9 protein-coding genes, 1 rRNA gene and 1 riboswitch (1 of these 11 running past the window's edge) are annotated in these 16786 nt (G+C 51.7%); all 10 genes read left to right on the forward strand.

Going from position 1 to position 16786, the window contains the following annotated elements; translation table 11 throughout:
• The first annotated feature begins 21 nt into the window (after positions 1-21).
• Positions 22-981, forward strand: a complete 960-nt coding sequence (locus MKY82_RS04620; RefSeq protein ID WP_339295577.1) for an ABC transporter permease subunit — start codon at positions 22-24, stop codon at positions 979-981.
• Positions 981-1940: a carbohydrate ABC transporter permease gene (locus MKY82_RS04625; RefSeq protein WP_007127858.1), complete on the forward strand. Its 960-nt coding sequence runs from the start codon at positions 981-983 to the stop codon at positions 1938-1940. The genes MKY82_RS04620 and MKY82_RS04625 overlap by 1 nt, the downstream gene beginning before the upstream one ends.
• 57 nt (positions 1941-1997) lie before the next feature.
• Complete coding sequence (locus MKY82_RS04630) at positions 1998-6431, forward strand: endo-1,4-beta-xylanase (RefSeq protein WP_339295578.1); 4434 nt, start codon at positions 1998-2000, stop codon at positions 6429-6431.
• A gap of 294 nt (positions 6432-6725) precedes the next feature.
• Positions 6726-7733 carry a MoxR family ATPase gene (locus MKY82_RS04635; RefSeq protein ID WP_339295579.1) on the forward strand — a complete coding sequence of 336 codons (1008 nt, stop codon included), beginning with the start codon at positions 6726-6728 and terminating at the stop codon, positions 7731-7733.
• Positions 7730-9028 (forward strand): DUF58 domain-containing protein, encoded by a 1299-nt coding sequence (locus tag MKY82_RS04640; RefSeq protein ID WP_339295580.1) that lies wholly within the window; start codon positions 7730-7732, stop codon positions 9026-9028. Before MKY82_RS04635 ends, MKY82_RS04640 begins: the two co-directional genes overlap by 4 nt.
• The gene (locus MKY82_RS04645; protein WP_339295581.1) at positions 9000-11324 is read left to right on the forward strand and encodes a transglutaminase domain-containing protein; all 2325 of its coding nucleotides are present in this window, start codon (positions 9000-9002) and stop codon (positions 11322-11324) included. The genes MKY82_RS04640 and MKY82_RS04645 overlap by 29 nt, the downstream gene beginning before the upstream one ends.
• Before the next feature lie 78 nt (positions 11325-11402).
• Positions 11403-12941, forward strand: coding sequence for a glutamine-hydrolyzing GMP synthase (guaA, locus tag MKY82_RS04650; RefSeq protein ID WP_113059352.1), 1539 nt, complete (start codon positions 11403-11405; stop codon positions 12939-12941).
• A gap of 233 nt (positions 12942-13174) precedes the next feature.
• Complete coding sequence (locus tag MKY82_RS04655; RefSeq protein WP_339295582.1) at positions 13175-14113, forward strand: NADP-dependent oxidoreductase; 939 nt, start codon at positions 13175-13177, stop codon at positions 14111-14113.
• A 344-nt stretch (positions 14114-14457) separates the two neighbouring features.
• A riboswitch (purine riboswitch) is annotated at positions 14458-14556 on the forward strand.
• Between the two features lie 211 nt (positions 14557-14767).
• Positions 14768-16138 (forward strand): NCS2 family permease, encoded by a 1371-nt coding sequence (locus MKY82_RS04660; protein WP_071220837.1) that lies wholly within the window; start codon positions 14768-14770, stop codon positions 16136-16138.
• A gap of 586 nt (positions 16139-16724) precedes the next feature.
• A 16S ribosomal RNA gene (locus MKY82_RS04665) occupies positions 16725-16786 on the forward strand (it continues 1494 nt past the right edge of the window).

The following is a 16786-nucleotide window of genomic DNA, read 5'->3' on the forward strand; positions in this document are numbered from 1 at the left end:
GGTTTTGGGGAGAACAAACTTATGGAAGAGACCGTAGTCAAAGACTCTGCCGTCCGCAAGCCTAAGACAAACAAGAAAATCACCTGGGCCGTCCTCAAAGAACAGAGACAGTTGATCTATATGTCGGTGCCTCTGATGGCTTACATCATCTTGTTTGCCTACGTTCCTATTTGGGGATGGACCATGGCTTTCCAGAACTACAAGCCGGCTAGAGACTTTAGTGAACAGACGTGGGTAGGATTTAAACATTTTGAATTTCTTTTTAAGGATGAAAGTTTCCTGCAAGTGCTTCGCAATACGCTCGCAATGAGTGTTATCAATATGATTCTCGGCTTTACGACTGCAATTATCCTTGCATTGTTACTGAATGAAATCAAGAAAGTGGTTTGGAAAAGAACCGTACAGACGATCTCCTATCTTCCGCACTTTCTATCCTGGATCATCGTAACCGGGATTGTGGCGACGAGCTTGGCTTCGGACGGAATCATCAATGATGTCCTTATGAAGCTGCATCTCATCAAGGAGCCGATCCAATGGCTCAGTGAAGGCAAATACTTCTGGGGAATCGTCGGAGCGTCGCATGTTTGGAAAGAAGTCGGCTGGAATACGATTATATATTTGGCTGCGATGGCATCCATCGACCCGGCGCTTTATGAGGCTGCCGATATGGACGGGGCAAGCCGCTATCGGAAAATGTTCCATGTTACTTTGCCGGGCATTAAGCCAACGATCATCATTCTGTTGATCATGCAGGTCGGTCACATTCTGGAAGCAGGCTTCGAGGTTCAATACTTGCTGGGCAACGGTCTTGTTGTCGACTGGTCGCAAACGATTGACATTTTCGTGCTGAAGTACGGGCTTGCCCAAGGCAATTACTCATTAGCAACGGCTGCCGGTATATTTAAAACGGTCGTTAGTGTGACGCTGTTATTGATTGCAAACGGAGTCGCGAAACGGCTAGGGGAAGAGAGGCTGCTATAATGGCAAATCAAACAATCAGCCCTGGGCCAGCAACTGCTGCCGCAGCGCCTAAATCCGTCAGAAAAAAAAGAGTAGAGCCGATCCTTTTTAATACATTCAATACCTTGTTTATGATTGGTCTTGTCGTTGTCACATTATATCCGTTTCTGAACACGATCGTCGTTTCCCTGAATGCGGGGAATGATACGATCCGGGGCGGAATCTATCTCTGGCCGAGGGAATTTACCTGGCAGAACTACAAGGCGGTATTCGCTTCGGGAACGATATATGACGCGTTCTGGATTTCCGTGGCAAGAACAGTGCTTTCAACGCTGCTGAATCTGGTCTTGACCACGATGCTGGCGTATACGCTGAGCCGTCGGGAATATGTATTCCGCAAGCCGATTACATTGATCTTTATTCTGACGATGTACTTTAACGCCGGCTTGATTCCTGGATATTTTCTGATGAAGGACTTGCACCTGCTGAATTCGTTCTGGGTATATGTGATCCCGTCGATGATCAGCGCATTTAATATGATCGTTATCCGGACGTATATCGGAACGATTCCGGAAAGCTTGGTCGAATCGGCAAGAATTGACGGAGCCGGAGATTTTAAAATCTTCATCCGGATCATCTTCCCGCTGTGTAAGCCGGTGTTGGCAACCATTGCGCTGTTCGTGGCCGTGGGGGCTTGGAACTCCTGGTTCGATGCATTCATCTATACCTCCTCCCGCCAAGAGCTGAGCACTTTGCAGTATGAGCTGATGAAGCTGCTGTCATCCAGTATGAACGCGAACAGCAACCCGGCAGTGGCTGCAGGAGCCGGGATGACGCAGGACGCTGCGGTGAACATGGTAACGCCGATTTCGATTCGCGCTGCCGTAACGGTCGTGGCATCGGTTCCGATTCTGCTGGTTTATCCGTTCATGCAGAAATATTTCGTAGTCGGATTGAACGTGGGCAGCGTCAAGGAATAATCCAGGTTTCGCTATATGACAGACCATAAATGCAACCAATGAGGAGGCAAGCATTTCGTGTCTAAGAGAACAATCATTAGAAGGATCAGCCTGATGCTGATCGCGTTCATGCTGCTTATTCCGCCTGGCTGGAGCGCAGCGGCGGTTGATCCGGCTCAAACGCCCGCTGATCAGGATCTTGTGATTCACCAGCATTTCGATGGCGGGACGGAGGGGTGGTTCAAACGGGGGACGGAGACGGTGACCTCGGCTACCTATGCATATGAAGGGACGGGGAGCCTGCTGACGGAGGGAAGGACGGCGAATTGGAACGGACCGGGATTTGATCTATCCGCCACGAACCGGCTGGACAAAGGAGCTACCTATGAAATTTCCGCATATGTCCATTTGAAGGAGGGCACCCAAGGGACTCAGCAGCTTCAGCTTGCCATGCAGCAAACCGGAGCCGAGCCGGAATATGTGAACTTCAGCAGTCCGGTCGATGTAACTGCCGACGGGTGGGTAGAGGTGAAGGGCCATTATAAATACGATGCTAACGCTTCAGCCTTGCAGGTATATCTGCAGAGTCCAAGCAGTGCGGACGCCGCTTATTATATGGACGAATTCAAGGTCCGGTTGATTGAGCCGGCACCAGACCCGGGTATTGAGATACCGGGGGGAAAGAATACGGTCGTATGGGATTTTGAAGACGGAACGACGATGGATTGGGGACCACGCGATTCGGAGACCGTAGAAGCTGTCCCAGAAGCAGCCCGTAGCGGCGGCTACGGCTTAAAGGTCCATGAGCGGTCGAACAGCTGGAACGGGCCCAGCCAAGACGTTAAAGACATCATGGTGAGCCAAAAAACGTATACGATCTCAGCCTATGCGAGGCTTGAGCAGGCGCCTGCCGCTCCGGTCAAAATATCCCTTTCGATGGAGAACAAAGCAGCGGGCGCAGCAGAAACGTCCTATACGACCGTTGCCTCAGCCTCCGCGAGCGGCACGGAGTGGGTGGAGCTGAAAGGAACCTTTGGCTTCACTTCAGATATGGAAACATTGAAGCTGTATATGGAAACCTCGGATCTTTCCAATTTCTATATCGATGACATTAAGCTCGCACTGCCGGGCTCGATTCAGACGGATATTCCCGCGCTGAAGGATGTGTATGCGGATTATTTCGAGATTGGGGCAGCCGTGGAGCTCAAGCATCTGTCCGGCGTGCACAAGGAGCTTCTGGATTACCATTACAACTCGCTTGTTGCCGAGAACGTGATGAAGCCGGAATCTCTCAGTCCGAGAGAGGGAACCTATAACTTTACCAACGCGGATCTCATCAGCGATTATGCCAGGGATCATGGCATGAACCTCCGGTTCCATACGCTGCTGTGGCATCAGCAAGGCGCCGAATGGATGCTGAAGGATGATCAGGGCCAATATCTCGAAGCCACGCCGGAGAATAAAGCGCTCGTCCTTCAGAGACTGGAAGCTTATATCCATGATGTGGCCGGCCGCTACAAGGGAGATGCCCGCGATTGGGACGTCGTGAATGAGGTCATTGACGAAGGGCGTCCGGACGGCATGCGGGACAGCCAGTGGTACCGGATAACGGGACTCGACTATATCCGGACCGCCTTTCATGCGGCGCGTGACGCTGCCGGCCCCGAGGCCAAGCTCTACATCAACGATTACAGCACGCACAACCCGAAGAAACGCGATTATCTGCTGAATCTTATGAAACAGCTGAAGGCGGAAGGCGTTCCGATCGATGGCGTGGGCCATCAAACGCACATCAATATCAGCGGGCCGTCCATCCAGCAAATCTCGGATTCCATCCGGATGTTCGGCGAGGCCGGCTTTGATAATCAGCTCACCGAGCTGGACGTTTCGGTGTACACGAACAATACCGACACCTACCAGACCGTTCCCCAGGAATTGCTCGACAAGCAAGGCTATCGGTACAAAGAGCTGTTTGAAGAATTGAAGCGGCTGGATCAAATGGGCGCCGATGCAGGCGTGGAAGGGGGCTGGATCAGCAATGTCACCCTTTGGGGGATCGCAGACGACCATACCTGGCTGCATGACCGTCCCGCGGGTACGGGACGACAGGATGCCCCGTTTCCTTTTGACAAGCAGTATCAGGCCAAGCCAGCCTATTGGGGGATGGTCGATCCTTCCAGGCTAACGATAGTAAGAAAGACCGGAATGGCCGTGGAGGGCAAGGCGGTTGTTGACGGACAACCGGATTTTGCCTGGAATCTGGTTCCGGCCTTTAAGACGGAGCAGCTTGGCTCGCTATCTGCCGAATTTAAGACGCTATGGGACAGGGACCATGTCTACGTCAAGGTTGACGTGTCGGACGGCTCGATATCTCCCGGAGATCAGGCCGAAATATTCGCTGTAGTGAACGGTGCTGTGCAAAAAGCCGAGATTCAGCGTGGAGCCGCCAATACGGTCGAGACCGCTGCGGGTTACGCTGGGGAAGCCCTCCTCCAGTTAAACGGAGCAGGAGCGCTGGGCGGCGAGATTTATTTCGATGTCCGAGTAACGGATTCCGGCTCGGATGACGGCTCCGAGCATGGCAAGAACGGAGCGGTGGTGTCCTGGAGCGATCCAAGGCATGCCCAGGACAGCGATCAGGAGGGACTCGGCATTCTAACGCTCTCCGCTGCGCCGAAATCGGCCCAGGCCGGCTATGGCACCCCAACGGTAGACGGCGAACTCGACGGCATCTGGAAGGATGCCGGGGAACTGGCAACCGACGTGTGGGTCGAGGGAAACAGCGGCGCGACCGCCACATTCCGGACGCTATGGGATGAGGATCACCTGTACGTTTATGCCATTATTAGCGACAGCTTGTTATCGGATGCGAGTCCCAACGTATGGGAGCAGGATTCGGTAGAGATTTTTGTGGATCAGAATAATGGAAAGACGGATGTTTACCAAGAAGATGATGGACAGTACCGGATGAACTTCAACAATGCGCGTTCCTTCGGCGGTCATGCGGGCGAGGATAATTTCGTTTCCGCTGCGAAGGTTATCGAAGGCGGATATGTCGTTGAAGCAGCGATCCGCCTGGATAAGATCAAACCTGAGAAAGGGACGGTGATCGGTTTCGATTTTCAGGTGAACAACGATGAAGACGGCCAAGGTACAAGAGACAGTGTGGCTATATGGTCGGATCCGACCGGCCAATCCTATCAGAACACGACCCGATTCGGCGTGCTGGAATTTACGAAGAGCTCCGCTCCCGGCGGAGGAAATGGAAACGGCGGAGAACAGAGTGGGGGCGGCAACAGTGGAAGCGGCGGAACTGCGGGCGGTGGCGGAAGCAGTCCGAGTCCAGCTCCAAGTACGTCTTCACTCGAAATCCGGAACCATGACGGGCGGATCACGGTTGGAGTCTCGAGCCGAGTGCTTCAGCAGGCAATGGAAAAGGCAGTGGCTGGAACTACCGGAACGAAGCGGGCGCTTGTTAACGTTCCGGCGCAGAGAGGAGCCCAGTCCTATGACATTCTGCTGCCGGGTAAGTGGCTGCTGGAGAATCCGCAGGCCGTTCTCCTAGTCCAAACGGAGTTCGGTACGCTGGAAATGCCAAGCGTGTTGATTCAGGGGACCGGTGTAACGGATACGGAAACCGTAACGCTGCGTCTGGAGAAATCGTCGGGCGGCAATCTGGATGCGGCCCTTCGCGAGAAGATCGGCGATCGTCCGGTGTTCCGGGCAGAGGTTCTTGCTGGCGAGAGGGCTTTGTCCTGGAAACAGGGTAAGCATCGTCTCATCTGGTCGGTGCCTTATTCCCCCACCGAGGAAGAGCTTGCACGACCGAATCATATCATGGTTTGGCATATCGACTCTAACGGGCGCGGGGTTCCGCTTTCCAGCAGCCGGTATAACTCCGCAGATGGGATCGTTCGTGCTGCGCTGCCGCATGGCGGCACGTTTGCAGTCGCCTCCGCATACAAGACGTTTCATGACCTGAAGCATGTGCCGTGGGCGATCGATGCAATCGAAACGATGGCATCTCGCGGGATCATTCAAGGTGAGACCGAAACAAGATTCAATCCGTTGAACCCGATTACTCGAGCCGAATTCCTCGTTCTGCTCGTACGCGCGTTGGAGCTGGAAGGCTCGGGCGAAGGCCGGGCAGCGTTCGGAGATGTTTTGCCTTCGGCATATTATTACGAAGACGTGCAGATCGCCGCAGAGCTTGGGCTCGTTCAAGGTGTCGGAGGAAACCGTTTCTTGCCGGACACGCCAATGAAACGCCAGGACATGATGGTAACGACGCAGCGTGCTCTGGAGGCAGCTGGCAAGAAGCTGGAAGGACAGGGGTCACTGGATTCTTTTGCTGATGGGGATCAGGTCGCCGAGTATGCTAAATCGAGTGCAGCAGCGCTTGCAGGTTCGGACATCGTGAACGGAATGAACGGCAAAATCGAGCCGAAAGCATACTTTACGCGTGCTCAGGCGGCTGTGATCCTTGACCGGATTTGGAATTGGAATGATTAAGGCTGTGAATCGTTAATACGATGATCAGACTTGAACGATGAAAGGCAGAATGGAACGATGAAAGCCAGAATGAAAATTATGAATGAGTTAGAGGCCAGCCTGTATAACGGGCTGGCCTTTTTTGTGTAAATGCCGATTAGGCCAGGCGGACCGTACGCTATAAATCATGCAAGACAGGCCAATGCTTTTCTAGTAAATGACGTCTATCTTCTTGCTTTCTTGGAAAACCTATTCATAGATTCAATATTCCAAGTTACCGCTATCTAATAATCTATGAATATAGGTTGGGGGTTGATGTTCTTGTTTAGTTCATCCGTTCATGCTGAAGAAGCGAACCACCCGGAGTGGGCACCCGAGCTTCTGGGGAGGGTTACCAAACGGATCGGGAGTGTCATTGTCGGACATGAGGAGCAAATCTCGTTAACGATGATTGCCTTGCTGGCCGGAGGACATGTGCTGCTGGAGGATGTGCCGGGAGTCGGGAAGACCATGCTGGTGAAGTCGGTGGCCGCTTTAATCGGCTGCGATTTCAGCCGCATTCAGTTTACGTATGATTTGATGCCAGGGGATATTACAGGGGCGTCGGTCTATTATCCGCATACGGGAGAATTCGTATTCAGGCCAGGACCCGTGATGTCCAATATTGTGTTGGCCGATGAGATCAACCGGGCATCGCCGCGGGCGCAATCCGCGCTGCTGGAGGCGATGGAAGAGGAGCGCGTCACCGTGGACGGCCATACGTATCCGCTGCCTGCCCCGTTCTTCCTGCTGGCAACGCAAAATCCGTACGAATATGAAGGCACAAGCCGCCTGCCGGAGGCGCAGCTGGACCGCTTTTTGATGAGATTATCGCTGGGATATCCCAATATGGAGGGTGAATTGGAGCTGCTGGAGCGGGGGATGGGCAGTTCCAGACTGGACGATCTGAAGCCCCTCATGATGGGATCCGAACTCATACGAATGCAGCAGATGGTTTCCCGCGTATTTGTGGATGACACCATAAAACGTTATATGGTCAGTGTGGCCGATGCATCCCGAAAACAGCAGGGAGTGTCCTTAGGGATTAGTCCGAGAGGGACATTGGCGTGGCTCCGCGCTTCACAGGCGGCCGCCTTTTTGACAGGACGAATGTATGTCATCCCTGATGACTGCCTGCGCGTTGCCGTTCCTGTGCTCACCCACCGGCTTCATCTGTCTCATGAGGCACGCGCTGCCGGCATAACGCCTTATGAAATGGTGGAGTCCATCATTACGAGGTTTGATCTGCCGCGCCAGCGAAGCCGGAAGGGGAATCCGTCATGAAACGCCGTCTGCTGGAATGGTCGAGAGGAGTGGCCATCTGGTCCGTTTCTTTGGGTCTTTATGTTTGGTTAGGCGGGGAATCGCTGCGGCTTGTATGGTGGGCAAGCACGATTTTATTGCTTGGCGGAGCTTTGACAAGTTTGCTGGGCCCAACACGAATCACCATTGCGCATACAAGCTCCCCTTCATGCTTACAAGCGGGAGATTCTGCTCAGATGACGGTTCAAGTAACCTATCGTTCTCTTCTGCCCGTGCCGTGGCTTATCATAACCGACCGGATCGGCATCAGGGAATACCGTAAGCTGCTGTTCCCCGGCATGAAGCGAAGGCTCGAGTATACCTACAGACTGAACCAGGTTCCCCGCGGAGTCTGGTCTTCGATCTATAGCGAGGTGGAATGGGGCGATATGTTCGGCTGGTTCAGAACAAGCCGGAGCGTGCAAAGCGATACTGGCGGCATAATTGTGCTGCCAAAACCCGCCGAGTGGCCGGAGGCCCAAGTGCCCATGCATGGAAGCGATATGGACTTCGAAGATGAACGGGTACGCTTCCATGTTTGGAATGAAATGAGAGGATCGGGCGTGCGAGACTATGTTCCCGGTGATCCCATGAACCGGATTCATTGGAAGAATTCCGCGAAGCTGGGACGCCTGCAATCCTTCATGCCGCATGAGGGGTATGGATCAAGGCAGGGGGTTGTGCTGGATACATCGCTCCAAGGGTATGCAGGTCTTGGCGCCTTGAAACCGGAGGATGCATTTGAAGACGCGGTATCTGCGGCAGCAGGATTTGTATCCCGGCTCATCCGCTACAAAGTTCCCTATCAACTATATATCGATGGGGCTGGGATAGAGGATCGGCGAAACGAATACAAGGACGTGTTCAAGGGCCAGCAGGACACGTTAGTTCCGTTTGCCTCCGTTCAGCTAACCGGGAACGGTCCTGTACGGGACCGAAGCTTCGTGAAGTCTCTTTCTCCCTCGCAAAAGAATAAGGATTGGGCAATTATTACGGGCGTTTTTCATGAGGGAGCGGCTGTCGCAGCAATCCACCTGCTGAATGAGGGCAGCAGAAAGGTTACCATCTTCTGTACGCAAAGTGTAACGCGTCTGAAATCGGCTGGTAACTCAGGCTTAGAGGTGAGTCCATTAGAGAATTATGCGTTGACGGAGTGGGCACGGGAGTTTTTCAGCAAAGGCGGAAAGCTGGTTTACTTGCATGAAAAGCGGACAGAGAGGAAGCCAATGAAGATAGGAGGTGCCGACCATGAGCGGACCGGGAAGCTCGCCCGTTAGGGATGGAGGCCATCGTAAGGCCGGAATATCCGGAGCCTGGAATGTACCCTCTATTTTCGTCTCCCGATTGACGCACGGAACGATTCTTCATCGTATATTGATTACGCTGCCGGTTATGGGACTGCTGTCAGAGTGGCTATTGCCGCTTCGGGATGCAGGTGACATGGGCAGCCATCTTATGTTGCAAACCTTATTCATCTGGGCTTTATTCTTGCTGCTCCAAGGATTGTTTACGCTGCGGGGCTGGGTTTGGCTGCCGCTGAACGCCGTTCTGGTGGTCTGGCTGTGTGCCCGGTTGTTTGAATATAGCCATCCGTTGGCATGGCTGTCCGATTATGCTTCGGAGACACTACCGGGTGACGTTTCGGCATTCGGAAATGCGTGGGAGTTTACTGCCTTAAGCCAGGAAACGAGAACGATCATTCTGCTTGTCGGCTGGGCTATCATGGTATCCGCGGTCCATATGCTGGCTTTGTATCGCCGAACCGTGTGGTTGTTTGGCGGTTCGACGCTGGTTTATTTGGCGGTGCTGGAATCTGCCATGGAAGAAAGCATCTATGGCGATATGCTGCGTGCGGTGCTGTACATTTTGCTGGCCCAGGGCATGATGCTGATCCTTAAGCTGAAGCAGGAAACCGTGGAGGGAACCTCTTTTGAATTGGACATCCCTGAGCCCGTTCGATCCGGCCGCTTGTCCGGGCTGCCTGTGCTTCGCTGGAGTCTGGTGGTGCTGCTTGCTTCCGGTCTGATCGCCGGTATTACCCGAGTGGGGGGAGTTATTAGCGAGCCGTCGGCAGGCGTGGGATTAACGGTGTCCGAAATGGCGGCACGTCTGACGGGATGGGGAGACCTTGTCTGGGGAAACAGGGAACCGTCGATTCCTGCCTCCCAGGTTGCCGGATACGCTTCCCAAGGAAAAGATTTGGGAGGACCGTTAACGCTGAGTGATGCGTTGTATTTTACCGCACAGTCGCCTGAACCGACTTATTGGCGAGGAGACACGTATAACCGGTATGATGGACGGAAGTGGGAGGCGGATCCTTCTATCCGCAAGCCCGTCAAGCTGTCGGAGGACCTGAGCGGCATCCTGCCCTATTGGGAGCGTCCTTCCGGAGACAAGCTTGTCCAGACACTGACTTTTGAACAAGATACTCCGATCCAGTCCGTGCTGTCAGGAGGCATTATTACCAGCGTAAAGGAGATCCATTTCTCCAAAGAGAGAGGTACACCGAGGCTCGCCGTTGACAGGCTGTCCGAAACGGTATCCTTGCAGGGCGAAAGGGCGGTATCCGGTTATACCATAGAAACCTTATATAGTCAGCCTGAGGAGCAATCGCTCCGCAGTGCAACCAACAACGATCCTGAATATATGAAGGAAATGTACCTCCAGCTTCCCGAGCAGCTGCCCCTCAGGGTGAGGGATTTAGCAAGGGAGATCACACGGGACGCTGTGAACAGGTATGAAAAGGCGAAAGCTATCGAATCCTATTTGGAGCAGAACTATACCTATTCCCTGCAAACGTCGGTGCCTCCGGAAGGCAAGGATTTTACCGATTATTTTTTGTTTGATACGAAGGAAGGATACTGCGTTCATTTTGCTACGACGATGACCGTGCTGCTTCGATCCGAAGGCATCCCGGCACGCTACGTGACCGGATTTGCACCGGGTGAGCCGGTGGCAGGTACGGTAGACCGTTATGAGGTAGCCCAAAAGAATGCGCATGCATGGGTTGAGGTTTTTTTCCCGGGACAAGGCTGGGTGCTGTTCGATCCGACCCCGGGCTTTAGCATCGAGCAGGTGTCCACGCCTCCACTGGTTGGCGATTCCGGTTCTGCCGGGCTTAAGTACTGGAACAGCCTGTGGGACTCCATGATTTACGGAGCCGCTAAAGTACTCTTTCTGATAACCGCCATCGGTCCTGTGATGTTTGGGGGCGTTCTACTATTGGTTCTTCCCATCCTTGTGGCGGTTGTTTATCAAATTCCGACCGTGCGCCAAAGTTTGGCTTTTCTGAGGATGGCCAGAACGATAGCGGTAAGCGGGCGGGAGGGACTCGTATCGATCTCGGCATGGGTTTGGGACAAGCTCCAGCGAAGGTTTGGAGATTTGGAAAAAGGGCAGACCATGCGTCAATACGTCAATGCCTTGTCGATTGCCGATGCTGAATTCAGGGCGGAGCTGGAGCAGTTTGCGCAGCGCTGGGAGCGGGCGGCATACGATGACGAACCTTGGTCCCGTACCGAAAAAGTCCTCTTTTTACGCCAATGTATTCGAATTGTCAAAAAACTGGCATGAAAACAAAAGCCCCTCTTTCTTGACGGTATGAATTAGGGTTGCGTATAATTAATTTCATTAATCAAGGGAGGCCCGGTAATGAATAAGCCTAATGAAATCATCGTCGTTTTAGACTTCGGTGGACAGTACAACCAACTTATAGCACGACGCATTCGCGATCTCGGCGTTTATAGTGAGCTTCTGCCATACAACACGTCCGCTCAGAAAATTAAAGAACTTTCCCCGCGCGGCATTGTTTTCTCAGGAGGTCCTTCCAGCGTGTATTCCGAGAATGCACCGCATGTGGACCCCGCCATTTATGATCTGGGACTGCCGATCTTCGGCATTTGCTACGGCATGCAGCTGATGGCTCAACAGCTGGACGGAAAAGTAGAACGTGCTTCGAAACGTGAATACGGCAAAGCTGAATTGGAGTTTGCACCGAACTCAACGCTTGTAAAAGGGATTGAGCAAAAACAAACGGTATGGATGAGTCATGGTGATCACGTGGTATCGCTGCCTTCCGGCTTTAAGCTGGATGCAGGAACGGAATCCGCACCGATCGCCGCGATGAGTAACGAGGATAAGAAGCTGTACGCCGTGCAGTTCCATCCGGAAGTTCGTCACTCCGTCCATGGTAATGAAATGATCAAGAATTTCTTGTACGAAGTGTGCGGATGCGAAGGCAACTGGAGCATGGAGACTTTTATCGAGGACCAGGTCCGTGAAATCCGTGAAGTCGTTGGCGAGCAAAAAGTGCTGTGCGCACTGAGCGGCGGCGTGGATTCCTCCGTTGTGGCCATGCTGATTCACAAGGCAATTGGCGATCAGCTGACATGCATGTTCATCGATCATGGACTGCTGCGCAAGGGCGAAGCTGAGAGCGTTATGGAAACCTTCGTCGGCAAGTTTGATATGAAGGTCGTTAAGATTGACGCTCAGGAACGCTTCATGTCCAAGCTGAAAGGCGTAGACGATCCGGAGAAAAAACGGAAAATCATCGGCAACGAGTTCATCTACGTATTCGATGAGGAGTCCAGCAAGTTTGATGATTTTGCATTCTTGGCTCAAGGCACGCTGTATACCGATATCGTTGAGAGCGGTACGGACACGGCGCATACGATCAAATCCCACCACAATGTCGGCGGGCTGCCAGAAGATATGAAATTCACGCTGATTGAGCCGTTGAAAGCTCTCTTTAAGGATGAGGTTCGTAAAGTCGGCGAGGAGTTGGGCTTACCGGATGAGATCGTTCACCGTCAGCCTTTCCCTGGCCCAGGTCTTGCGATCCGCGTACTGGGTGAAGTAACGGAGGACAAGCTGCAAATCGTTCGTGATTCGGACTACATCCTGCGTGAAGAGATCGCGAAAGCGGGATTGGATCGCGAGATCTGGCAGTATTTCACGGCGCTTCCGAACATGAAGAGTGTCGGCGTCATGGGTGATGCACGTACGTATTCCTACACCGTAGGTATCCGTGCCGTAACTTCCATCGACGGCATGACGGCGGACTGGGCGCGTATCCCATGGGATGTGCTGGAGAAAATCTCCGTTCGTATCGTGAACGAAGTCGAGAACGTCAACCGCATCGTGTATGACGTGACTTCCAAACCGCCAGCAACGATCGAGTGGGAATAGTTTTTATACAGCTGTACTAAACCCAATAACCTTCAAATCCACACCTGTGGAATTGAAGGTTTTTTTGTGTGCTTATACGACAAAAACCGTTCTCCTCTGGACGGGTAAATGCCATTGGTTTTATTGCATGCATCTTTTGTGAATTAAGATAAATAATACGTTAGGGTGCAAAAGTCAGGTGCGAGCGTTAAGGGAGGTTGAACCAAGACCTAAACCTGTGAGGAGGAAAAAGAATGAAGGCTATCGTCATTGATCGTTATGGGGGCAAGGAAGAACTACAGGAAAGAGAAGTGCCTACCCCCTCACCGCAAGCGCATCAGGTCTTAGTTAAGGTGGCCGCCACCTCGATAAATCCAATAGACTGGAAGCTTCGTGAGGGCTATTTAAAACAAATGATGGATTGGGAGTTTCCGATTATTTTGGGTTGGGATGTGGCCGGGACGATTTCGGAAATTGGGGACGAGGTAACGGATTGGAAGGTGGGAGACGAAGTGTTTGCCCGTCCGGAAACGACCCGTTTTGGCACATATGCCGAATATACTTTGGTGGATGATCACCTGCTGGCGCGTAAGCCTGCTGCTATCTCATGGGAGGAAGCCGCATCCGTTCCGCTCGCAGGACTGACGGCTTGGCAGGCGCTGTTTACACATGGTGAACTGACCCATGGAGAGAAGGTGTTGATTCACGCAGGCGCAGGTGGCGTTGGCATGTTCGCAATCCAGTTTGCCAAACAAGCGGGCGCCTATGTGATTACGACAGCCAGTGAGCGTAATCATGAGCTGTTGGCTTCACTCGGAGCTGACCAGATTATTGATTATCGGACGACCCCTTTTGAAGATGTTTTATCGGATGTGGATGTCGTGTTCGATACGATGGGCGGTGACGTTCAGAAGAACAGCTTTAAAGTGCTGAAGAAACATACCGGGCGAATCATATCCATTGTCAGCGATTTTGATGAAGAGCTGGTAAGACAATACGACGTAACCGCCAAAAATATATGGCTGGATCCCAATGGTCAGCAGCTTCAGGAAATAGCAGCCCTGTTGGAGCAAAAAAAAGTAAGATCCGTAGTCGGAGCTATGTTTCCTTTTTCGCAAAAAGGGCTCTACGATGCCCACGCATTAAGTGAGACCCACCATGCTGTCGGTAAAATAGCCATAAGTTTCTCCTAAGGAGCACAGTGATCCCTGTTTATTCTGCGTGTGGAAACCATCCGGTTTGGATCGCGTCTGCTGCCATCGAGTGAAATGAGAGGGCTAGGTGGGGAGCGTAAGGACAGCTAAGATTTAAAAATTGAAAACGAATGTACCTCGCGAGCGGATTTGAGGGGTCATGTGCACATTGTCCCTGTTCCGGGGGTGTATTTTGTCGTATGTAGTTCGGTTGTCCTAGAATGAATAGGTTGTGGAATATCAAATCCCGAACGTTTCTTTAAATTGACAAGCATAATATTCGTTTTTGTTATTGACAAGGTTGGGCTTCTCGTCCTAGAATATGTGTAGAAACTGACATGACAACTACAAATAACGAGCTTTTTCGTATAATCCCGGGAATGGGCCCGGGAGTCTCTACAGGTCACCGTAATGATCTCGCTACGAAAAGAAGAGCGGCAATATAATGATGCGGACTCGTCCAGCATTCGAGATATCGGCCTGCAAGATGGAGCAGCGTTCCATTAAGCAGCAGGTTATTCGATAAGGATGCTGCCCTGCAGCATGCGAATGATTGTTTTGCGGCTCTTTTTTCAAGCGACGGCCCTGGGGATTTATCCTTAGGGTCTTTTTTGTATGTTGCCGGTCATTAATTTTAAGGGGGATATCTCTACAATGGAGCGTTTCTTTAAACTAAAGGAACACGGAACAAATGTAAGAACCGAGATTATCGCAGGCTTGACGACCTTTATGACCATGGCTTACATCCTGCTGGTCAACAATCTGTTCCTGGGCCCTGATGGCGCAGGTATTCCGCAGGAAGGCGTATTTTTCGCTACTGCAGTAGGTGCCGGTCTTGTGACGATGGCCATGGGTTTCTTCGTTAATATACCGGTTGCGTTGGCACCCGGTATGGGTTTGAACGCGTATTTCATGACGGTGGTATTAAGCTCGAACGGTGCGATTACTTGGCAGGCCGCACTCGGTGCAGTGTTCATCTCCGGTATCGTATTTATCATTCTCACGGTAACCAAAGTCCGCCAAATGCTGCTGACTGCAGTTCCGAACAACTTAAAGATTGCCATTACGGTCGGTATCGGCTTGTTCATTACCATCGTAGGTCTTAAGCTAGGCAACATTGTGACGGCTTCCATTAACCCGGGAACGGATATTACTCATCCGGTACCAGGCGGTGCTTTCAATCTTGGCCTTGGGAATTTCGTTGAGAACAAGGATACGCTGCTTGCGATCATCGGGCTGTTCCTGATCGCCATCCTGATGGTCCTGAAACTGAAAGGCGCTCTGCTTATTGGTATCGTGCTCACGACGCTGATTGGCATTCCGATGGGAGTAACCGATCTGTCAGGTCTGAGCACTGCAAGCTGGATTCCTTCATTTGATAATCTGGCTGTCGGACAGATGGACTTGAAGGGCGCGCTTGGCATTGGTCTTATCGAAGTTATTTTCATCTTTACATTCGTTGAACTATTCGATACGTTCGGTACATTGGTTGGTACCGCAGGTCGTGCGGGACTCCTCAAGAACAAAGAGGAAGGCGAGAAGAAGCTTGGTAAAGCGATGCTCGTGGATGCCGGCGGCGTAAGCGCAGGCGCATTCCTTGGAACAAGTACAATCACAGCTTTCGTGGAAAGTACTTCGGGTGTCGCCGAGGGTGGACGTACAGGCTTGACCGCTGTTACTACTGGCGTGCTCTTTATATTGGCATTGTTCTTGGCTCCGATTGCTCTGGTTGTTCCTTCGGCTGCTACCGCGCCGGCACTCGTAATTGTCGGTGTGCTGATGATGAGTCAGGTTCGGGATATCGAGTGGGATGATTTCATGCAGGCATTCCCGGCATTCTTGACCATCATCCTGATGCCTTTCACTGGCGGTATCGCTAACGGCATCTCTGCTGGTATCATTGCTTATGTCATCCTTGCGGTATTTGGCAAGTTGATCGGACGCACAGATACTAAGGTGCATTGGCTGATGTGGATCTTGTTTGTGATCATCCTGATCCGATACGCTTTCCTCGGTGCCGAGTAATTTTGGAATACTACTATATAAATGAATAAATAGAGCGAAGGCTTCGGGTATCTATCCGGAGCTTTCGCTTTTTTATGACTGCCAATGCAGGTAGGGGTAATTGCTAAGATAACAGGATGTTGGGGAAGCTAGGGTTAAGTTAGTCATATTAGTATAGAAAGGGTTTGTCACCGAGTAGACGTGTCATCAAGAGCATTATATTAATAGAAAGCATTCTATGAAAAAACTTTTCGAAAAAGACTTGCATTCTTGATCTGCACATGGTATATTATATTTCCGGCCAAGAAATACGGTCGAAACAAACGCTTGGGACAACAAGCCAAAATGAATTTGAAAAATTAAATTCAAAAAAAGCTTGCAATGATCGAGCGGATGTGATAAGATATAAGAGTTGCTGGTGCGAACGAGATTCGCCGGTGACAAAGAAGTTGATCTTTGAAAACTGAACAACGAGTGAGTAAAACGAACCACTTTGGTGGGACGTTGAAATAGAGAGTTGAACAAATTCTCGTCAGTTAAGAAATGAGCAAGTCAAACATAGGATGGAACACCTCATCACCTTCGGGTGTGAGATTCCTTCCGATCCTTATTGGAGAGTTTGATCCTGGCTCAGGACGAACGCTGGCGGCGTGCCTAATACATGCAAGT

Origin of the sequence: Paenibacillus sp. FSL W7-1279 (genome assembly GCF_037969845.1) — a bacterium.
In the GTDB taxonomy this organism is placed as follows: domain Bacteria; phylum Bacillota; class Bacilli; order Paenibacillales; family Paenibacillaceae; genus Paenibacillus_AQ.